Annotated in this window: 21 protein-coding genes; 12 read left to right on the forward strand and 9 right to left on the reverse strand. The window is 41.2% G+C overall.

The window, feature by feature from the left end:
• Nucleotides 1–20: 20 nt before the first annotated feature.
• A complete protein-coding gene (locus L5B76_RS07030) occupies nucleotides 21–1,115 on the reverse strand; it encodes a sugar diacid recognition domain-containing protein (protein ID WP_265754811.1) in 1,095 nt (364 codons plus the stop codon).
• A gap of 173 nt (nucleotides 1,116–1,288) precedes the next feature.
• Here L5B76_RS07030 and rpsO point away from each other — a divergent pair, with 173 nt between their 5' ends.
• Both rpsO and pheA read left to right on the forward strand, forming a co-directional pair.
• Entirely contained in the window at nucleotides 1,289–1,558 is a 270-nt protein-coding gene (gene rpsO, locus L5B76_RS07035) for a 30S ribosomal protein S15 (RefSeq protein ID WP_017805737.1), read from the forward strand.
• Nucleotides 1,559–1,801: 243 nt separating this feature from the next.
• Complete coding sequence (gene pheA / locus L5B76_RS07040; protein ID WP_265754812.1) at nucleotides 1,802–2,965, forward strand: prephenate dehydratase; 1,164 nt, start codon at nucleotides 1,802–1,804, stop codon at nucleotides 2,963–2,965.
• 641 nt (nucleotides 2,966–3,606) lie between these two features.
• Here pheA and L5B76_RS07045 read toward each other — a convergent pair.
• The 4 genes from L5B76_RS07045 to hchA form a co-directional block, all read right to left on the reverse strand.
• Nucleotides 3,607–4,611 (reverse strand): NAD(P)H-quinone oxidoreductase, encoded by a 1,005-nt coding sequence (locus tag L5B76_RS07045; protein ID WP_265754813.1) that lies wholly within the window; start codon nucleotides 4,609–4,611, stop codon nucleotides 3,607–3,609.
• 10 nt (nucleotides 4,612–4,621) lie between these two features.
• Nucleotides 4,622–5,251, reverse strand: a complete 630-nt coding sequence (locus L5B76_RS07050; RefSeq protein WP_265754814.1) for an NAD(P)H-binding protein — start codon at nucleotides 5,249–5,251, stop codon at nucleotides 4,622–4,624.
• 60 nt (nucleotides 5,252–5,311) lie between these two features.
• Nucleotides 5,312–6,061 carry an SDR family oxidoreductase gene (locus L5B76_RS07055; RefSeq protein WP_265754815.1) on the reverse strand — a complete coding sequence of 250 codons (750 nt, stop codon included), beginning with the start codon at nucleotides 6,059–6,061 and terminating at the stop codon, nucleotides 5,312–5,314.
• 168 nt (nucleotides 6,062–6,229) lie between these two features.
• On the reverse strand, nucleotides 6,230–7,096 hold the full coding sequence (hchA, locus tag L5B76_RS07060; RefSeq protein WP_265754816.1) for a glyoxalase III HchA: 867 nt from the start codon (nucleotides 7,094–7,096) through the stop codon (nucleotides 6,230–6,232).
• 141 nt (nucleotides 7,097–7,237) lie between these two features.
• On the opposite strand from hchA, the gene L5B76_RS07065 reads away from it, so the two are divergent.
• Entirely contained in the window at nucleotides 7,238–8,143 is a 906-nt protein-coding gene (locus tag L5B76_RS07065; RefSeq protein WP_265754817.1) for a LysR family transcriptional regulator, read from the forward strand.
• Nucleotides 8,144–8,152: 9 nt separating this feature from the next.
• Here the strand turns inward: L5B76_RS07065 and L5B76_RS07070 are convergent, their stop codons facing one another.
• Nucleotides 8,153–8,293, reverse strand: a complete 141-nt coding sequence (locus tag L5B76_RS07070) for a hypothetical protein (protein ID WP_265754818.1) — start codon at nucleotides 8,291–8,293, stop codon at nucleotides 8,153–8,155.
• 112 nt (nucleotides 8,294–8,405) lie between these two features.
• On the opposite strand from L5B76_RS07070, the gene L5B76_RS07075 reads away from it, so the two are divergent.
• On the forward strand, nucleotides 8,406–9,059 hold the full coding sequence (locus tag L5B76_RS07075; RefSeq protein ID WP_265754819.1) for an IS1595 family transposase: 654 nt from the start codon (nucleotides 8,406–8,408) through the stop codon (nucleotides 9,057–9,059).
• Nucleotides 9,060–9,077: 18 nt separating this feature from the next.
• Here L5B76_RS07075 and L5B76_RS07080 read toward each other — a convergent pair whose 3' ends face one another.
• Both L5B76_RS07080 and cmoA read right to left on the reverse strand, forming a co-directional pair.
• Nucleotides 9,078–9,218 (reverse strand): hypothetical protein, encoded by a 141-nt coding sequence (locus L5B76_RS07080; protein ID WP_265754820.1) that lies wholly within the window; start codon nucleotides 9,216–9,218, stop codon nucleotides 9,078–9,080.
• The gene (gene cmoA, locus L5B76_RS07085) at nucleotides 9,218–9,943 is read right to left on the reverse strand and encodes a carboxy-S-adenosyl-L-methionine synthase CmoA (RefSeq protein WP_265754821.1); all 726 of its coding nucleotides are present in this window, start codon (nucleotides 9,941–9,943) and stop codon (nucleotides 9,218–9,220) included. The genes L5B76_RS07080 and cmoA overlap by 1 nt, the downstream gene beginning before the upstream one ends.
• Nucleotides 9,944–10,134: 191 nt before the next feature.
• On the opposite strand from cmoA, the gene L5B76_RS07090 reads away from it, so the two are divergent.
• The 7 genes from L5B76_RS07090 (at nucleotide 10,135) to ruvB (ending at nucleotide 16,507) form a co-directional block, all read left to right on the forward strand.
• On the forward strand, nucleotides 10,135–10,425 hold the full coding sequence (locus tag L5B76_RS07090) for a type II toxin-antitoxin system RelB/DinJ family antitoxin (protein WP_265755538.1): 291 nt from the start codon (nucleotides 10,135–10,137) through the stop codon (nucleotides 10,423–10,425).
• A 148-nt stretch (nucleotides 10,426–10,573) separates the two neighbouring features.
• Nucleotides 10,574–12,352, forward strand: a complete 1,779-nt coding sequence (gene aspS, locus L5B76_RS07095; protein WP_265754822.1) for an aspartate--tRNA ligase — start codon at nucleotides 10,574–10,576, stop codon at nucleotides 12,350–12,352.
• Between the two features lie 319 nt (nucleotides 12,353–12,671).
• A complete protein-coding gene (nudB, locus tag L5B76_RS07100) occupies nucleotides 12,672–13,115 on the forward strand; it encodes a dihydroneopterin triphosphate diphosphatase (RefSeq protein ID WP_265754823.1) in 444 nt (147 codons plus the stop codon).
• A 289-nt stretch (nucleotides 13,116–13,404) separates the two neighbouring features.
• On the forward strand, nucleotides 13,405–14,145 hold the full coding sequence (locus tag L5B76_RS07105) for a YebC/PmpR family DNA-binding transcriptional regulator (RefSeq protein ID WP_103852766.1): 741 nt from the start codon (nucleotides 13,405–13,407) through the stop codon (nucleotides 14,143–14,145).
• 75 nt (nucleotides 14,146–14,220) lie between these two features.
• Nucleotides 14,221–14,781: a crossover junction endodeoxyribonuclease RuvC gene (gene ruvC, locus L5B76_RS07110; RefSeq protein ID WP_265754824.1), complete on the forward strand. Its 561-nt coding sequence runs from the start codon at nucleotides 14,221–14,223 to the stop codon at nucleotides 14,779–14,781.
• 86 nt (nucleotides 14,782–14,867) lie between these two features.
• Nucleotides 14,868–15,482, forward strand: coding sequence for a Holliday junction branch migration protein RuvA (ruvA, locus tag L5B76_RS07115; protein WP_265754825.1), 615 nt, complete (start codon nucleotides 14,868–14,870; stop codon nucleotides 15,480–15,482).
• Between the two features lie 14 nt (nucleotides 15,483–15,496).
• A complete protein-coding gene (gene ruvB, locus L5B76_RS07120) occupies nucleotides 15,497–16,507 on the forward strand; it encodes a Holliday junction branch migration DNA helicase RuvB (protein WP_265754827.1) in 1,011 nt (336 codons plus the stop codon).
• Nucleotides 16,508–16,575: 68 nt separating this feature from the next.
• Here the strand turns inward: ruvB and L5B76_RS07125 are convergent, their stop codons facing one another.
• Entirely contained in the window at nucleotides 16,576–17,790 is a 1,215-nt protein-coding gene (locus L5B76_RS07125; RefSeq protein WP_115249275.1) for a pyridoxal phosphate-dependent aminotransferase, read from the reverse strand.
• Nucleotides 17,791–17,999: 209 nt separating this feature from the next.
• Here L5B76_RS07125 and L5B76_RS07130 point away from each other — a divergent pair, with 209 nt between their 5' ends.
• Complete coding sequence (locus tag L5B76_RS07130) at nucleotides 18,000–19,274, forward strand: isochorismate synthase (RefSeq protein ID WP_265754828.1); 1,275 nt, start codon at nucleotides 18,000–18,002, stop codon at nucleotides 19,272–19,274.
• Nucleotides 19,275–19,280: the final 6 nt, after the last annotated feature.

A 19,280-nucleotide genomic window follows, 5' to 3' on the forward strand; every position in this document is an offset into this window, starting at 1 on the left:
AATTTGTAGAAATAAACAAATTACTTTTTTAATAATATACTTAAATAGAATATAAATAAATCATCTATCTTATTGAAAGACAAAGAAGTTATTTGCTCAATTTTGTTAAGTCGATAACGCAGCGTATTACTATGAATGAATAAATTTTGTGCAGTGAGAGTGAGATCACAATTTGATAAAAAATATTGTTGCAGCGTTTTGCGTAATTGTTGATGGGTATCTTGTGCATAAAGTTTATTAATGGGTTTTAACAATTCCTTTGCTTGCCAAGAATCGGTTAAATCATCTAATAAAACCGGCAACTGGTATTGTTCAAAAAAATAAATTGATTTTTTAGGGAAAAATTTTAACCCGTAACTTAGCGTACTTAATGCCGTTTTATAAGAAAGAGATAACCTTTCATTTCCACCTAAAAAACCGCCTACCACAATCTTATATTGGCGAGAATTCCAATGTGCTGGCACAAAAGTTTTCAACAACGTTTTATTTTGACGTTCACTTGCTGGTAATAATATCAAGATGGAATCCAAAGAATGAATGGCAAAAAGCACATTTTGCTGTTGCAAGTAGCTGACTAATTCCTGTAATTGATTTTGATTGGAATGGCACAAATTGATCAGCGTTGCCACATAATCAAGGGATAAATCAATGCCAAAGAAATTTGCCTGTTGAGCAAGCTGGGGATATTTCTGCGAATCATTGACTAACTGTAAAATAAATTCTTCTTTATAGCGATGCGACCAGCGTTCTTGCTCAATTAAAATGTGCTGTTCAACAATTAATTCCGCCGTCATTTTTACTAATTCAGCATAAGGACGTACTTCCTCTGGCTTGCCTGATACCCCCACAACACCAAAAATATTACCGAGATAATTAATCGGAATATTGATACCAGGCTTGGCTTCTTGATTCCATTTTTGCGAAAGAAACTCATCAACTTCCACAACCCGATTTTCTCGAATTGCAATCACCGCTCCCGTATGTTTTTGCTTTAAACGGGAAGTATCGCCAGAAGCAATAATCACCCCATTTTTATCCATTACATTGACGCTGTTTGGAATAATATGCATTGCCCGTTGAACAATTTTCTGTGCAACTTGCTGATCAAGTTCCATAATCCACCTGAAAATGAAATCAAACTTGGCTAAATCATATAATTAAAATGCTTATTTACCCAAGATATTTATTGCATTTTTTCTCTTAATCGCTACAATTGTTGCTCCTTGTCGGCGCTGAATTAGAGATCGGCGTTTGATGTATGACTACCCCTACTATTGAGGATTTTAATATGTCTCTAAGCACAGAAAAAAAAGCAGCTATCGTTGCTGAATTTGGTCGTGATGCAAAAGATACTGGTTCATCAGAAGTTCAAATTGCATTATTAACTGCACAAATCAACCACTTACAAGCACACTTTGCCGTGCATAAAAAAGACCATCACGGTCGCCGTGGTTTATTACGTATGGTTTCTCGTCGTCGTAAATTATTAGACTACTTAAAACGTACTGATTTAGCTAAATACAGCGAAACAATCGCTCGTTTAGGTTTACGTCGCTAATTTCCAAATTAGAACAAGAAAACGCTCAAGCAATTGAGCGTTTTTTTATGGGAATATTTTATCAATAGCAAAAATAAACCTATGTCTGCTCAAAAAAATACCCTAAAAAATTACCGCACTTTAAAATTTACCTTAACTACATTCTCAATTCAAATCACTGAAAGAAAAAGAAACACACATTCATTTGATCTCAAATAAAATCTTGTTTATCCTACCCCAATCCTCTATAACCGAGATAACAAAATGGCACTGGATTTAGCAGAAATTAGACAACAAATCACCCAAATTGACCGCAGTTTATTAAAACTGCTTTCGGAGCGTCATCGCTTGGCTTATGACGTGGTACGCAGTAAAGAAATCACGCAGAAAGCCTTGCGTGATGTGGAGCGTGAGCAACAATTATTACAAGAATTGATTCAATTTTCTGAAAATGAAAATTATCAGCTTGATCCACAATATATCACGCAAATTTTCCAGAAAATTATTGAAGATTCTGTGCTGACTCAGCAAGCCTATTTGCAAAAGAAACTCAATGAACAGCGTGAGCAAAATAGCCATATTGCTTTCTTAGGCAAACGCGGATCTTATTCTCATCTTGCGGCACGCAGTTATGCAACCCGTTATCAAAAACCGTTCATTGAACTGAGTTGCAGTTCTTTCGAGCAAGTATTTGAAAAAGTGCAAAATGGCGAGGCGGATTACGGCATTTTGCCGCTGGAAAACACGACTTCAGGTTCAATAAATGAAGTCTATGATTTGTTACAGCATACGGATTTATCGCTCATTGGTGAGTTGGCATACCCGATCAAACATTGCGTACTCGCAACAGAACACGGCGAGTTAAGCCAAATTGACACCCTATACAGCCATCCGCAAGTGATCCAGCAATGCAGCCAGTTTATTCGCAGCCTTGATCGTGTACATATCGAATATTGCGAAAGCAGCTCGCACGCAATGCAGTTAGTGGCAAGCCTGAACAAGCCAAATATTGCGGCATTGGGGAATGAAGATGGCGGTCATCTTTATGGCTTACGCGTGCTGAAAAGCAATATCGCCAATCAAGAGAATAACATCACCCGTTTTATTGTGATTGCCAAAGAACCTGTGGTGGTATCGCCGCAAATTCACACTAAAACCCTGTTATTGATGACGACAAATAAACGCCAAGCAGGCTCACTGGTGGACGCGTTATTGGTGTTCAAAAAGCACGATATTAATATGACGAAACTGGAATCCCGCCCGATTTATGGTCAGCCATGGGACGAAATGTTTTACCTTGAAATTGATGCCAACATCAACAACCCAGAAGTGCAACAAGCGTTAGAAGAATTGCAAGCACATAGCAACTATCTAAAAATTCTCGGCTGCTATCCGAGTGAGATTGTAAAGCCTGTGGAAGTGAATTAAGCAGGTAAAATCTAAAAATACAAGGCATAATAGATAAACGTGCGGTGAAAAATTCACAAAATTTCCACCGCACTTTAAAATTATCCCCAACCACATTCCCCGTCCAAACCGCCCGAATGGAAATAAAATTTTTAGAAAAATCACGCCAAGCGAGAGCGAAGCAAACATCAGGCTGATTTTTCGTTAAGAAAATTTGTTAAAAATGAAGATCAGCAATTTAGTCGGGAGCTTTTTCTTTACCTACTTTCTTTTGAGCAAGCAAAAGAAAGCAGGTCGCCAACGGCGAAACCCATCATCAACCCAAAGAAAAAAGCAATCAGCCAGCAATAAAGTGCGGTCATTTTCCACAGAGTTTTAAAAATTATAAAATTCCCACAGCACTTTAAAATTCAGCTCCCTATTCCCCGTGTAAATTGCCTTTATTTTTAACAAATTTTTAGAAAAGTAATGCCTGAACGCAGCGCAGCGAGTATGGGCTTACTTTTCGTTAAGAAAATTTGTTAAAAATGAAGATCAGCAATTTAGTCGGGGGGCTTTTTCTTTGCCTACTTTCTTTTGAGCAAGCAAAAGAAAGTAGGTCGCCAACGGCGAAACCCATTATCAACCCAAAGAAAAAATGATAACACTAAAAAAACTATCTATTATTCAGCACCAAACGCCAACATCACCTTGCCAATATGCGTGCCTTTATCCATTTCTTGGTGTGCTTGCTGAACATCTTTAAAATCAAAGACTTGATGAATTATTGGCTTGGCGATTTGTTCGTTTTCTAATTTGCCCCAAACATTTTGTTGTAGCGATTGTGCGATTTCCGCTTTTTCAGCTTTAGTGCGGCTACGCATTGTTGATCCAGTAATATGGGTGCGTTTTAAGGCGATTTGCAATAAATCTACGTTTTGTGCCACTGCACCGCCCATAAAGCCGATTAAAAACAATCTGCCATTTTGCTTTAAGCAAGCTAAATTGCGTTGGAAATAACTCGCGCCGACCACATCTAAAATCGCATCAATTCCACCCGCACTTTGAATAACTTCGGCGAAATCTTGCGTTTTATAATTAATTGCAACCGCACCATATTGTTCAACAACGGTACATTTTTCTGCATTGCCTACGGTGGCATAGGTTTTAATGCCTAGGCTTTGTGCGATAGCAAGCGCCGTTAGCCCAATGCCACTTGTTCCGCCGTGAACCAATAAACTTTCCCCCGCTTTAACCTGTTGTTGCATAAACAAATTTACCCAAACGGTGAAAAGGGTTTCGGGCAACGCGGCGGCTTCTAGCAACGAATAATTTTTAGGAACTGGTAAGGCTTGGCTGGCTGGCACAAGGCAATATTCGGCATAAGCACCACCATCAGTTAAGGCGCAAACTTTATCGCCTAGCTGAAATTCGCTCACACCTTCACCCACCGCAACCACTGTGCCTGAAAGCTCCAAGCCCATAATTGGCGTAACGCCTTTGGGCATTGGATACAACCCTTGGCGCTGCATAATATCAGGGCGATTTACCCCTGCATAAGCCACTTTAACCAGTAGCTCACCAGCTTGCGGTGTGGGAATGGTGGCTTGTTCTATAAATAACACATCGGGCGCGCCCGCTTCTCGCATATTAATTTGTTGCATTGTGTGTGGTGTTGTTTGTGGCATTTTATTTTCCTTACATTTTACTTGGATAATAGATTTTTACCTTTTCTTGATGATCTTGCGCTTGTTCAATTAATTTTTCCGCAATTTGCTGCCCTGTCATTGGGCGATAATCCGCAAGGACACTGGCTGGTAAAAACTTAAACAGCCACGCGGCGATCTTTTCTCCTAAGCGAAAATCAGCACGTTCGCCTAGAATTAATGAAGGCCGTGCAATTTGCAAGCAATTTAGTTGTAATGCTGTGAGCGCCTGTTCCGCTTTTCCTTTGGCTTGGTAATAAAACAAGTTTGACTGAGCATTGGCGCCGATCGCTGATACAAAAACAAAACAAGGTACATTCGCTTGTTTGGCTAAGGTTGCCAAGGCGATGGGATATTGCACGTCCACTTTGAGAAACTGTGCTTTGCTACCCGCTTTTTTCAAGGTAGTGCCAAGGGTGCAAAAGACTTCGTCCACAGTAGGCATTGCTATGTTTTCAAGCTGATCAAAATCAATTTGTTGAACAAGAATTTTGGGGTGAGAAAAGGTTACCGCTCGGCGAACCCAAAGGATAATCTGTTGATAACGTGGATCTTCGCATAATAATTCCACTAATGCCTTGCCCACCACGCCAGTTGCGCCCACAATTAATGCTGTTTTCATTATTTTCTCCAATGAAAATGCCGTTAAAAAACGGCATTCCGTGATAAAAATGAGTATGAATTAAAACTCTTGCACCGTTGGGCGAATGGTGATTTCGTTCACAGCAACGTTGTCTGGCTGTTCCACCGCATAAGCAATGGCTCTCGCAATGGAGCTAGCTGGAATTTCGTGGGCGGCATAGAATTTTTGCACGCGTTCGCGAGATTCTGGATCGCTACTGCTGAATTTTAGTTCGCTTTCAATCGCCCCTGGGTACAGGGTAGTTACGCGGACATTATGCCCTGCCATTTCGGCACGCAACCCTTCGCTAATGGCTTTCACAGCGAATTTTGTGGCACTATATACTGTGCCGCCGCCCGATGACACTTTCAAGCCAGCCACAGAAGACAGGTTGATGATATGCCCTGAATTTTGTGCAAGCATTGTTGGTAACACCGCCGCAATACCGTATAGCACGCCTTTGATATTCACATCAATCATTCGATCCCATTCATCTACTTTTAACGCACTCATCACTGCACCCGGCATAATGCCTGCGTTGTTGATTAACACATCAATGCGACCAAATTGTTGTAACGCAGCTTGTGCCAATTTTTCTACGTCTTCACGTTTTGATACGTCCATTTGCACCACAACGGCTTCGCCACCTTGTTGCTGAATTTGCTCAGCAAGGGCTTGCAAACGTTCTAAACGTCTTGCACCTAGTACCACTTTAGCTCCTAATGATGCTAAATGGCGTGCGGTTTCTTCACCTAATCCACTTGACGCCCCTGTGATTAAGACCACTTTGCCTTGAATATTATTGCTCATTATTGTTCCTTATTTCATTGATCTTATTAGATAAAAAAGAGCGGTGAAAATTTTCTCAATTTTACACCGCTCTTAGGGGTCTTTGTACATTTGAGTTATCGTTTAAAATTAGCTATCAGCTCAAATATACAATGAATGATCAACAGACCCCAAAATTATTTCACTCGGCTATTTCACTGCTTTCAATAATTCATCCGCTGCTAAAATCCCTAAGTTGTTTGATGCTAATGGGCTATCACCAGTAAGCAATTTGCGATCTTTGTGAACTTGACCTGTGATGCCTTCGTTCATAATTTTCACGCCTAATTTAGCAAGATTTTCACCCACTAACCATTGTAATTTACCTGGCATATAACCGATTGCTTGGTTTGCACCTTCATCTAATGAATCTGGGAATACGCAAAGCTCATAGCCTTTGAATGGGAAATCTTCCGCTTTTTCACCTACGCCAGCCGCTAATAAAGAAGCTGGGCCGTGGCATAAAGTGATCAAGTGTTTATCTTTATTTAATGCCCAATCTAACACTTTTTTCACGTCTTTGCTGTGTGGCACGCCTGCTAATACACCGTGACCGCCCGGGATAAATACGGCGATATAAGGTGAATCTTCCGCTAGGACTTCAGGTAAAATATCTTCTAATTTTTTCGGATTCACTAATTTTGGCAAGTATTGGTTATATAAATCCATTACCGCTTTATCTTCTTCTGGCATTGCCCAAATTTCTAATTTAACTGGGTTACCTGATAAGGTTGCCACATCAATTTCAAAGCCAGCGTGGTGCATATGCAACATAGGTAATAACATTTCAACGGGGTGGTTACCTGTTGAGAATAATTTACCGTTTTGCATTTCGATATAACGCTCATCTGTACCGATCATTAATACTTTGTGTTTACCACCAGTATAAGGTTTATCGAATTTGAAACCATCAAAGTCTGTTTTTTTGCTGGTGTATTGGGTTAAAGAATATTCTGATGGGAAGAACGCATTGTGTTCAGCGCGATCCGCCACGGGGTTTTTACTTAAATCTGTCATTTTACTCTCCAAAAGTTTTTATCTTATAAAGTTCACTATGAAAAACCGTTTTAGCGTTTTTTCTGGCGTGCATTCTATCCCTAGATAATTACATTGAAAAGGGATAAAATCGGAATAGACTATTCGCAAAAAAGGAATAATATGAATAAACTTGATGCCTTGCGTTATTTTAGTGTGGCAAGTGAAACTTTAAACTTTCGCGAAGCTGCACAACGCCTTGCGGTATCGCCACAAGTGGTAACCCGAATGATTGCCGAGCTAGAAAATCTGCTGGGTGAACGCTTGTTTCAACGTAATACGCGTAGCATTAAACTCACGGAATTTGGCGAACAATTTCTGCCCCAAGCACAACAATTATTGGTCGATAGCGAACGGCTTTTTTCTTCACAAAAAATTAATGATAAAGCGATGCAAGGCATTGTGCGAATTACCGTTCCGCCAATGCCCTATAATGATCAGGTTTTGTATGAATTATTGACCGCACTTGAACCCTATCCCGATTTGGTCATCGATTGGCGCGTGTCTTTAGATAAGCTAAAAACCATTGATGATCAAATTGATATTGGGCTTCGCGTGTGTCTTGAGCCTGAGCAAGATTGGATAGCCCATCATATCTTTACCTTACAAGAAAAAATTGTTGCTGCACCAAAATTATTGCAACGCTTAGGCATGCCCGAAAGCCTACAAGATCTGGCGTTAAACTATCCGCTCAGCGGCTTGATTAACCCGAAACTGAAACGCATTTGGCACTGGCAAATTAATGCCCAACAGCATTTTATTCCAACCCACCCTAAATTTTTGGCTTCCGATATGTATAGCGAATTGCAATCGGCTTTGGCTGGGCGAACTTGCTCGCAGCTGATTGATATTTTATGCCAGCCTTATATCGATCAAGGCAAATTGATAGAACTGTTTCCAGAGGTGGAAAAACAAAAATGGCAGCTTTATTTATATCGCCCTTATCAAACAATGGTGAGCGAACGAGTGCGCTTTGTTTATGATTTATTAAAAGAAATTTTACACCGCACTTTCCACCCAACCGAATAAGAAATAAGATCAATGCAGCTGTATCATTTGTGATGGATTAACTTGCAGCACACCTTTGAGTTGAGCAAGCTGCTTTTCTCCTGTTGAAAGATCTAAATGTTCAGGAATATGCACCGCAATGGCGTTAAAGTTTTGGTATTCATACAGCAATTCAGCGCCTAATTTTTGGCTGGCTGCGATAAGCTGCGGTGCAGTGGTTAAAGTGCGGTCGTAAAAAATAATAGGGGCTGTAGTAGATTAGCAACAATGCTATACTACAAAAATGAAGATAACATATTGTAAATTAAAGAAATCCATACAGAAAAAACTGCTTGAGTTTTTTGTCGCAGAAGTTACTGCAAGAACAGCAGCAAATTTGCTAGATATTCAACCGAATACAGCCGCTTTGTTCTACCATAAAATCAGGCTTGTGATTGGCTATCATTTATCCCTTGAAGTTAACGAGATTTTTGAGGGGGAAATTGAACTAGACGAAAGCTATTTTGGTGGTCATCGAAAGGGAAAACGAGGACGAGGAGCGGCTGGAAAAGTTGCTGTTTTTGGGTTACTAAAACGACAAGGAAAGGTATTTACTGTTGTGGTTGAAAACACCAAGAGTGAAACATTACTCCCTGTTATTAAAAGAAAAATAAAGCCTGATAGCTGGGTTTATACGGACACTTATCGCAGTGATGATGCGCTTGATGTGAGTGAATTTCACCACGAACGAATCAATCATTCCGAGCTATTTGTGGTGAAACAAAATCATATTAATGGCATTGAAAATTTTTGGAATCAGGCGAAGCGGATACTGCGAAAATATAATGGAATTAACCGAAAAAACTTTCCTTTATTCTTGAAGGAATGTGAATTTCGGTTTAACTTTGGGACACCAAAAGAGCAGTTAAAAATATTGCGAAAATGGTGTGAAATTTAGGGCTAATCTACTACAGCCCTAAATAATAAAATCGCGCGTGGTACTTGACGCTTGCTCCACTTGCTGTGAGGAAATTTGAGCTGTAGTGATGTCTTGAGCATAAGCCAGATTAACACAGCCAAGCAATAATCCTACCAAGAACAATGAACGTATTTGCATTATTTAATCGCCACCATTGATCCAAAATTAAAACACTGAAACCACAATTCAATGTGAGAAAATCCCACCGATTTCAACCGCGCTTTGTGGGTTTCAATATCATCAGTACGCATTACATTTTCAAGTGCGGTGCGTTTTTGGCTCACTTCTAGCTCGCTGTAACCATTGGCGCGCTTAAATTCGTGGTGTAAATCAATCAATAATTCATCGATTTTTTCATCATTAAAACGGAATTTTTCCGACAGCACCAACACCCCATTCGGATTTAGCCCTTGATAAATTTTTTCTAACAACGCGGTGCGATCTTGCGGAGGCAAAAATTGTAAAGTGAAATTTAAAATCACCATTGAGGCATTGTTGATTTCAATGTTACGAATATCATCGCACAAAATTTCAACAGGAACATCGCTATGATAAGCCTGAATATGCTGGCGACAACGTTCCACCATCGGCAACGAATTATCCACGCCAATAATCTTCACATTCGGCTGATGAATGTTGCGTCTGGCCGCAAGGGTTGCCGCCCCACGAGAGCAGCCTAAATCATACACATTAGAATTTGGCGTAACAAAACGGCTGGCTAACATTCCAATGGCGGTGATGATATTAGAATAGCCCGGCACAGAACGCTGGATCATATCAGGGAACACTTCCGCCACATTTTCATCAAAAGTAAAATCGCCCAAGTTCTTAATCGGGGCGGAAAAAATGGTATCTTTACTCATTATTTATCCTAAATTTGTCATCAAAGTGCGGTGAAAATTCACAAAATTTTTACCGCTCTTTATTTTGTCAGCATTTTAGAGCAAGACCGCGGTTCTCACAAATGGAAATGTATCAATCTTAATTTGTAATGACATTGTATATGCAATATAATACAGTCAATTTAACCAATGAGAGATTGATTATGACGACAATGACAAACAATAATGCCGTGGTGAATTTTCGTTTACCACAACATTTAAAAACAGAAGCATTTGAAGTGATTGCCCAATATGGCCTTACCCCTTCACAAGTGTTTAATATGTTTTTAACTGAAATTGCTGCCACCAAAGCGATTCCTTTGAGTTTGAATTATTTACAACCTAATGCAAAAACTTTAGCGGCAATGAATGAAATTGAAAGTGGAACGGCTGAACGTTTCTCTCTTGATGACAAAACTGATCTTGCCACCTTATTGCAACAAATAGCAGAAGAGAAAAAATAAAATTGAACAACAATGCCTAAAATTAGTTCGGTTAAATACACATTCAGAAGTTTTTGCATAACTTCTCAATTAACAATTCTATCCCCCCAAGATTTCCGCTATAATCTTGCGGTTATCACTTTTTTAAGATTTCAATAAGGAAAATATTATGATGCGAACTCATTATTGCGGGGCGTTAAACCGCAGCAACATTGGACAAGAAGTTACTCTGAGCGGTTGGGTGAATAAGCGCCGTGATTTAGGGGGCTTGATTTTTATCGATTTGCGTGATCGTGAAGGCATTGTACAAGTCTGCTTTGCCCCGAAATATCAAGAAGCACTCACTGCTGCGGCTGGCTTGCGTAATGAGTTTTGCGTACAAATTAAAGGGGAAGTGATTGCGCGCCCTGAAAATCAAATCAATAAAAATATGGCAACAGGTGAAGTGGAAGTGTTGGCGAAATCCCTTTCTGTTTACAATGCGTCTGATGTGTTGCCGTTGGATTTCAATCAAAATAATACGGAAGAGCAACGCTTAAAATACCGTTATTTGGATTTACGCCGCCCTGAAATGGCACAACGTTTAAAAACTCGTGCGAAAATCACCAGTTTTGTACGCCGTTTTATGGACGATCACGGTTTCTTAGATATTGAAACCCCAATGCTCACCAAAGCCACGCCAGAAGGTGCGCGTGATTATTTAGTACCAAGCCGTGTGCATAAAGGTAAATTTTATGCCTTGCCACAATCGCCACAATTATTTAAGCAATTATTGATGATGTCGGGCTTTGACCGCTATTATCAAATTGTAAAATGTTTCCGTGATGAAGATTTGCGTGCGGATCGTCAGCCTGAGTTTACCCAAATCGATGTGGAAACCTCATTCTTAACCGCCCCTGAAGTGCGTGCAATTATGGAACAAATGATTCACGGATTATGGTTAGACATTTTAGGCGTAGATCTCGGTAAATTCCCAATGATGACTTGGGCGGAGGCAATGCAACGTTTCGGTTCAGATAAGCCTGATTTGCGTAACCCGTTAGAAATGGTGGACGTGGCTGATTTAGTCAAAGACGTGGATTTCAAAGTATTCAGCGGCCCTGCTAATGATCCAAATGGGCGCGTAACCGTGATCCGCGTGCCAAATGGTGCAAGCATTACCCGTAAACAAATTGACGAATACACCCAATTTGTTGGCATTTATGGCGCAAAAGGCTTAGCGTGGTTGAAAGTTAATGAGCTTGAAAAAGGCTTAGAGGGCGTGCAAAGTCCAATTGCGAAATTTTTATCAGAAGACGTGTTAAATGCGTTATTAAACCGTGTGCAAGCACAAAATGGCGACATTCTTTTCTTCGGCGCAGACAAATGGAACGTTACCACTGACGCAATGGGCGCATTACGCTTGAAATTAGGCCGTGATTTAGGCTTAACTCGCTTGGAAGAATGGAAACCACTTTGGGTGGTAGATTTCCCTATGTTTGAACGTGATGAAGAGGGCAACCTTGCCGCAATGCACCACCCATTCACTTCACCGAAAGATTTCAGCCCAGCACAGCTTGAGCAAGATCCAACAGCAGCAGTAGCCAATGCTTATGATATGGTGATTAACGGCTATGAAGTGGGCGGCGGTTCTGTGCGTATTTTCGATCCGGTAATGCAGCAAACCGTTTTCCGCATTCTTGGCATTAACGAAGCGGAACAACAAGAAAAATTCGGTTTCTTACTTGATGCCTTAAAATACGGCACACCACCACACGCAGGTTTAGCCTTTGGTTTAGACCGATTAGTGATGCTTTTAACTGGCACAGACAACATTCGTGATGTGATCGCCTTCCCGAAAACCACCGCCGCCGCGTGCTTAATGACCGAAGCCCCAAGCTATGCCAACCCGCAGGCATTGGCGGAGTTGGGAGTTGCGGTTGTGGCTAAGGAAAATAAAACAGAATAGTTTTTCTGGGCAATTGTAACAACTGTGTTTTTTAGGAAACACTGTTGCTATGGTTGGATCTGTGCCACCGCATACGCGCCGTATGCGGTTAGCCGGCTGCGCCACGCTGTGGCGATGGGGCGTAGTGTGGGCTTCAGCCCACAATAAGATCAAATAACACCGCCGCTGTTAATTTTGGTAAAAACGATAGGCTTCAGCCCACAATTTAACGCAATTTTTTTATTCCGTGGGCTGAAGCCCACGCTACGGTTAGGGGTGTTTGAAAGGGGCGTATCACATACGCCCCATAATCAATAATATAAACGTTTTAGAAAGATAAATGACCTATAAAAATCCCCAAAGCGTTCTCGTTATTATCTACGCCAAAAACACAAATCGCGTGCTGATGCTACAACGCAAAGATGATCCTGATTTTTGGCAGTCGGTAACAGGTTCAATGGAAAATGGCGAAACTGCAAGAGAAACGGCAATCCGTGAGCTTTGGGAAGAAGTGCGGTTAAAAATTTTGCCAAATTCCACCGCACTTTTTGATTGCAACGAAAGCGTAGAATTTGAAATTTTTCCCCATTTCCGCTATAAATACGCACCGAATATCACCCACGCGCACGAATATTGGTTTTTATGCGCCGTGGAAGAGGAATTTGAACCGCAATTAAGCGAGCATTTAGCCTTTAAATGGGTTTCCCCACAACAGGCCGTGCAAATGACAAAATCGCCAAATAACGCCGCAGCGATTGAGAAATATTTGGTAAATAAGGGCTGATTGATTATTTGGCTGAAATAAATTCTGCCAAATCTCCCCTAACCCCTCTTTGCTAAAGAGGGGAATTTTGTAGTTATAGCTCAAAATGCGTTAATAATACGCTCATATCCCCCCCTCTTTAGCAAAGAGGGGCAGGGGGAGATTTGATAGTAGCAATAATTACGCACTAAATGATATGACGCCTATTGTGGTGAACATAAGTCGCCAACGGCGAAACCCGATTTATAAAAACAAACAAATTTAATTAAACTCAAGATCAAAAAGATCACAAAAAATAGAAGGAAAAAAAATGGCAGGACATAGTAAGTGGGCAAATATTAAACACCGTAAAGCCGCCCAAGATGCCCAACGTGGAAAAATCTTTACTAAATTAATCCGTGAATTGGTTACCGCAGCCAAACTAGGTGGCGGTGATGTGAGCGCTAACCCGCGTTTGCGTGCAGCGGTGGATAAAGCCCTTTCTAACAATATGACGCGCGATACCATCAACCGTGCAATTGATCGCGGTGTGGGCGGTGGCGATGACACCAATATGGAAACCAAAGTTTATGAAGGCTATGGCCCAGGTGGCACAGCGGTAATGGTGGAATGTTTAAGTGATAACGCAAACCGCACCATTTCGCAGGTTCGCCCAAGTTTCACTAAATGCGGCGGAAACTTAGGTACAGAAGGTTCTGTTGGCTATTTGTTCAGTAAAAAAGGTTTGATTTTAATTGCGGAAGCCGATGAAGATGCGCTTACAGAAGCGGCAATTGAAGCGGGTGCAGATGACATTCAACCACAAGAAGACGGCAGTTTTGAAATCTACACCGCGTGGGAAGATTTAAGTGCAGTGCGTGAAGCCATTGAAGCAGCAGGTTTCAAAATTCAAGAAGCTGAAGTAACAATGATCCCATCAACTACGGTAAATCTTGATGCGGAAACGGCACCAAAATTATTACGCTTAATTGATATGCTAGAAGATTGTGATGATGTGCAAAACGTGTATCACAATGGCGAAATCAGTGATGAAGTAGCAGCATTGCTTTAATTTCTCACATTGATTTGATCGGCGATAAGTTAAAAGGTGCGTGATCTTCAGCACCTTTTTCATTTAGGAAAAAAGATGGCAATTATTTTAGGTATCGACCCTGGTTCTCGTTTAACCGGCTATGGGGTGATTCGCCAAATGGGGCTTAAATTGGAATATTTAGGCAGCGGGGTGATCCGCACTCAGGCAGAAGATATGCCAACCCGTTTAAAGCGTATTTATGCGGGCGTGAGCGAAATTATCACTCAATTTCAGCCCACAATGTTTGCCATTGAGGAAGTGTTTTTAGCCAAAAACGCCAATTCTGCCTTAAAACTTGGACAAGCCCGTGGCGTGGCGATTGTCGCTGCAGTGAACCACGATTTACCGGTGTTTGAATATGCCGCGCGCTTAGTCAAGCAAACGGTGGTTGGCACAGGGGCGGCCGATAAAACCCAAGTGCAAGAAATGGTAACACGCATTCTTAATCTTTCCGCGAAACCGCAAGCCGATGCTGCCGATGCCTTAGCCATTGCCATCACGCATTCCCATTCCTTCGCGCATTTATCGCAAATTAATCAAAATGTGCAAAAAACAGAGGGAAAAAACACCGCACTTTTGCGTCCAAGATATAGTCGCGGGCGTTTCCGTTTATGATGGTTAAGTGTGAAAATTTATCGTTTAAAACTGGATATTTATCCAGTTTTATTTTATCCTATGGCAAATCGTTTTAAGGGGAAATTATGATAGGCCGTTTAACAGGATTATTAGTCGAAAAGCAGCCACCAGAAATTTTGCTTGATGTGCAAGGCGTGGGCTATGAGCTTTTATTGCCAATGACCAGCTTTTATAACTTGCCAGAAACAGGACAACAAACCACCCTGTTCACCCATTTGGTCGTGCGGGAAGATGCGCATTTGCTGTTCGGATTTTCTCACAAACAAGACCGCACTTTATTTCGTGAGCTAATCAAAACCAACGGTGTAGGCCCAAAACTGGCGCTTGCCATTTTATCTGCAATGTCGGTCAATGAATTTGCTTATGCCATAGAACGTGAAGAATTGTCTAAATTAGTCAAAATCCCCGGCGTAGGGAAAAAAACAGCAGAACGCTTACTGGTTGAATTAAAAGGGAAATTTAAGGATTTACCACAAGGTGATTTCTTTATTGAAAGCACGCATTTGCCTGCGATAGAAAAATCACCAAATAAAGAAAATGTTCAAATTGATGATGCGGTAGCGGCATTAATCGCGCTAGGTTACAAAGCAAATGAAGCGGAAAAAATGGTGAAGAAAGTTGCCGATCCTGCGCTTAACAGCGAACAATTAATCCGCGAAGCCCTGAAAGCGGCGTTATAAATGAAGGCAGAATAATGATTGAAGTAGATAGAATTGTTAGCGCAACGGAAAAATTCGATGAAGAAGTCATTGATCGTGCCATTCGCCCTAAATTACTCACCGATTATGTGGGGCAACCTCAGGTCTGTGAGCAAATGGAGATTTTTATCCAAGCCGCCAAACTGCGCCAAGATGCGCTCGATCACCTATTGATTTTCGGTCCACCAGGGTTAGGGAAAACCACCCTTGCTAATATTGTGGCGAATGAAATGGGCGTAAATATCCGTACCACTTCAGGGCCAGTGCTTGAAAAAGCAGGCGATTTAGCGGCAATGCTGACCAATCTTGAACCACATGATGTGCTATTTATTGACGAAATTCACCGCCTTTCCCCAGCCATTGAAGAAGTACTGTATCCCGCAATGGAAGATTATCAGCTTGATATTATGATTGGTGAAGGCCCAGCGGCACGCTCAATTAAACTGGATCTGCCCCCTTTTACCTTAATTGGCGCCACCACCAAAGCAGGCTCGCTCACTTCCCCTTTGCGAGATCGTTTCGGTATTGTTCAACGTTTAGAGTTTTATTCTGTAGAAGATCTTACATCTATTGTCGCTCGCAGTGCGCAATGTTTAAATTTAGCCATTGAACAAGATGCTGCGCAAGAAATTGCCTGTCGTTCCCGTGGTACACCGCGTATTGCCAACCGTTTATTACGCCGTGTGCGAGATTACGCCGATGTTAAAAATGCTGGACAAATTTCCGCACAAATTGCCAAATCCGCCCTTTCAATGTTAGACGTTGATCCCGCAGGTTTCGACTTTATGGATCGCAAATTATTAAGCGCCATTATTGAACGTTTTAACGGTGGCCCTGTGGGCTTAGACAACCTTGCCGCCGCCATTGGTGAAGAACGTGAAACCATTGAAGATGTGCTTGAGCCTTATTTAATCCAACAAGGCTTTTTACAACGCACCCCAAGAGGGCGTATCGCCACATTGCGAACCTATCGTCATTTTGGTATCAATAAATTGACCGATGAATAATAAAAATTCCTCATAAAAAAATAGCAATACACGTTGTATTGCTATTTCTCTCTTTATTTGCAATTCACCTACTGGCGATAATGTTCCAAAAAGCGTGCTAATCGGGTTAGCGCATCTTCAATTTGATTCACATAAGGCAAGGTAACAATGCGGAAGTGATCTGGGGAATGCCAGTTGAAACCACGCCCGTGTACAAGCAACACTTTTTCCTGCCGTAATAAATCCAGCACCATTTTTTCATCATCATAAATATTGAATTTTTTCACATCAATTTTCGGGAACATATACAGCGCGCCCATTGGTTTAACACAACTCACCCCAGGGATTTGATTAATCAGTTCATAGGCTTTGTTGCGTTGTTCTAATAAGCGTCCGCCTGGCAGAATAAATTCATTAATGCTTTGATAGCCGCCTAATGCAGTTTGAATGGCGTGTTGCATTGGGTGGTTGGCGCATAAACGCATTGAAGCTAGCATATCCAAGCCTTCAATATAGCCTTTCGCCTGATGTTTCGGACCATTTAAAATCATCCAGCCTTGACGGAAACCTGCCACACGATAAGATTTTGACAAACCATTAAAGGTAATGGTTAATAAATCTGGTGCAAGGGCAGCAATATGATGATGAACTGCATCGTCATACAAAATTTTGTCGTAAATTTCATCGGCGAAAATAATTAAATTATGTTCACGAGCAATATCTACAATGCCTTGCAATAAATCTTTGCTATACACCGCACCCGTTGGGTTATTCGGATTGATAATCACAATGGCTTTAGTGCGTGAAGTGATTTTGCTTTTAATATCCTCTAAATCAGGAAACCAATCTGCCTGTTCATCGCATAAATAATGCACTGCTTTTCCGCCAGCAAGGGTGGCCGCTGCCGTCCATAATGGATAATCTGGCATTGGGATCAACACTTCATCATCATTATTCAGCAAGGCTTGCATTGACATCATTATCAGCTCAGACACGCCATTACCGATATACACATCATTCACATTGGCACCGTGAATCCCTTTTGACTGGTAATATTGCACAATGGCTTTGCGCGCAGAATATAACCCTTTGGAATCGCAATAACCTTGTGCCGCTGGGAGGTTACGCAAAATATCCACCAAAATTTCATCTGGTGCTTCAAAACCAAAAGGCGCGGGGTTGCCGATATTTAATTTTAAGATTTTATGCCCGTCTTCTTCCAAACGCAGTGCTTCTTTATGCACTGGCCCACGAATATCGTAACAAACGTGTTCTAACTTGCTTGATTTAGGAAATTTTGTCATTGTTATTATCCTTTTGGTTGCTAAAAATAATAATGTTGCGTGCAGTTATCATTGGGGTAAAAAATTGCCGATAAAAATCGGCGTATTTCTCATCCCACTTTACGCTTATTTTGCAAAGATGAAAAGATTTTATAAAAAATTCTGCCAAAGTGCGGTAGAATTAGCCCTTATTTTTAACTGATTTTATTGGCAAAAACAACGCTTTTTAAATGGATAATTTGCAATCAATTAAACAACAGCTGATCGAGAGAATTTCCCCTGCGCTGCCTACGCAACAAGGGATCGCTTGCGTGCAGGTTGAAATTAAGGCTGATCTCAATTTATTAAGCTGGTTAAAAGGGCAAAAAACCTATCCGCAGTTTTACCTGAATTTCCGCGATAGCACCCAAGTTGTGGCGGCTATCGGGCAAGTGCGCGGCTTTTCGCAATTAAATCAAGCACAATCCTTTATGCAACAAAGCGGTTATCCTTTAGTGGGCGGCGTGCAATTTTATGGCGAAAGCCAATTTTTCTTGCCGCGTCTGTATTTGCAACAGCAAGAAAATAAGTTAAACATTCAGTTATTTATCGATCACACAAAAGATGTTGAGCAAGAGCGCCAAGCCTGTTTAAACGCATTAAAAACCTTTGAAAAAAGCACCGCACTTTGCCCAATTCAACAATCCATTCATTTTGGGAAAAAACGGGCAGAACAAAATGAATGGTGCGAATGGGTGGAAAAAGGTTTACAGCACATTAAACAAGGCGTGCTGAATAAGATCGTGTTGGCCAATGAAACCCTTTTCCAATCAGAAGGCAAACTGAACGCCTATGATTTTTTGGGCGAAAGTGAACGCTATAATTTCGGTTGCTATCATTTTCTTTTTGCCGAAACGGAAGAATGTATTTTTATTGGCTCAAGCCCTGAACGCCTATATCAACGGCAAGGTTCACAGCTGCAAACTGAGGCCTTAGCTGGCACAGCGTTAGCGGGTGAAAATGCACAAGAAACCGAACAACAAGCACAATGGTTGTTGCAAGATGAAAAGAATATTTATGAAAATCAATTAGTTGTTGATGATATTAGACAACATCTTGCCCCTTATAGCCAACACATTACGGTGTCCCCTTTGGGCTTGAAAACCTTACGTCAGGTACAGCATTTAAGACGCCAAATTTCAGCGCAAATTTCCCCTGAATATGGTGATGATATTTTCTTAAACGCCATTCACCCCACCGCAGCCGTGGCAGGCTTAGGGCGCAACGAGGCACTCGCCTTTTTACGCCAAACGGAAACCTTTGATCGCTGTTGGTATGCAGGAACATTAGGCGTAATGCAAAAAGAATGGGCTGAATTTTGCGTTGCCATTCGCTCTGCATTCATTGAGCAAGAACAAATTCGCGTTTTTGCCGGTGCAGGGATTGTTGAAGGCTCTATTCCCTTGTTAGAATGGCAAGAAATTGAGCGTAAAGCCTTAGGATTAATTTCTTTATTACAAGAATAAAAAGAA

The organism is Avibacterium sp. 21-594 (genome assembly GCF_026226815.1).
Taxonomy (GTDB): Bacteria; Pseudomonadota; Gammaproteobacteria; order Enterobacterales; family Pasteurellaceae; genus Avibacterium; species Avibacterium avium.

Coding starts and splice junctions, on each gene's coding strand:
- L5B76_RS07030 (WP_265754811.1), bottom strand. CDS start 1,115: ATGGAACTTGATCAGCAAGTTGCACAGAAAATTGTTCAACGGGCAATG.
- rpsO (WP_017805737.1), top strand. CDS start 1,289: ATGTCTCTAAGCACAGAAAAAAAAGCAGCTATCGTTGCTGAATTTGGT.
- pheA (WP_265754812.1), top strand. CDS start 1,802: ATGGCACTGGATTTAGCAGAAATTAGACAACAAATCACCCAAATTGAC.
- L5B76_RS07045 (WP_265754813.1), bottom strand. CDS start 4,611: ATGCCACAAACAACACCACACACAATGCAACAAATTAATATGCGAGAA.
- L5B76_RS07050 (WP_265754814.1), bottom strand. CDS start 5,251: ATGAAAACAGCATTAATTGTGGGCGCAACTGGCGTGGTGGGCAAGGCA.
- L5B76_RS07055 (WP_265754815.1), bottom strand. CDS start 6,061: ATGAGCAATAATATTCAAGGCAAAGTGGTCTTAATCACAGGGGCGTCA.
- hchA (WP_265754816.1), bottom strand. CDS start 7,096: ATGACAGATTTAAGTAAAAACCCCGTGGCGGATCGCGCTGAACACAAT.
- L5B76_RS07065 (WP_265754817.1), top strand. CDS start 7,238: ATGAATAAACTTGATGCCTTGCGTTATTTTAGTGTGGCAAGTGAAACT.
- L5B76_RS07075 (WP_265754819.1), top strand. CDS start 8,406: ATGAAGATAACATATTGTAAATTAAAGAAATCCATACAGAAAAAACTG.
- L5B76_RS07080 (WP_265754820.1), bottom strand. CDS start 9,218: ATGCAAATACGTTCATTGTTCTTGGTAGGATTATTGCTTGGCTGTGTT.
- cmoA (WP_265754821.1), bottom strand. CDS start 9,943: ATGAGTAAAGATACCATTTTTTCCGCCCCGATTAAGAACTTGGGCGAT.
- L5B76_RS07090 (WP_265755538.1), top strand. CDS start 10,135: ATGACAAACAATAATGCCGTGGTGAATTTTCGTTTACCACAACATTTA.
- aspS (WP_265754822.1), top strand. CDS start 10,574: ATGATGCGAACTCATTATTGCGGGGCGTTAAACCGCAGCAACATTGGA.
- nudB (WP_265754823.1), top strand. CDS start 12,672: ATGACCTATAAAAATCCCCAAAGCGTTCTCGTTATTATCTACGCCAAA.
- L5B76_RS07105 (WP_103852766.1), top strand. CDS start 13,405: ATGGCAGGACATAGTAAGTGGGCAAATATTAAACACCGTAAAGCCGCC.
- ruvC (WP_265754824.1), top strand. CDS start 14,221: ATGGCAATTATTTTAGGTATCGACCCTGGTTCTCGTTTAACCGGCTAT.
- ruvA (WP_265754825.1), top strand. CDS start 14,868: ATGATAGGCCGTTTAACAGGATTATTAGTCGAAAAGCAGCCACCAGAA.
- ruvB (WP_265754827.1), top strand. CDS start 15,497: ATGATTGAAGTAGATAGAATTGTTAGCGCAACGGAAAAATTCGATGAA.
- L5B76_RS07125 (WP_115249275.1), bottom strand. CDS start 17,790: ATGACAAAATTTCCTAAATCAAGCAAGTTAGAACACGTTTGTTACGAT.
- L5B76_RS07130 (WP_265754828.1), top strand. CDS start 18,000: ATGGATAATTTGCAATCAATTAAACAACAGCTGATCGAGAGAATTTCC.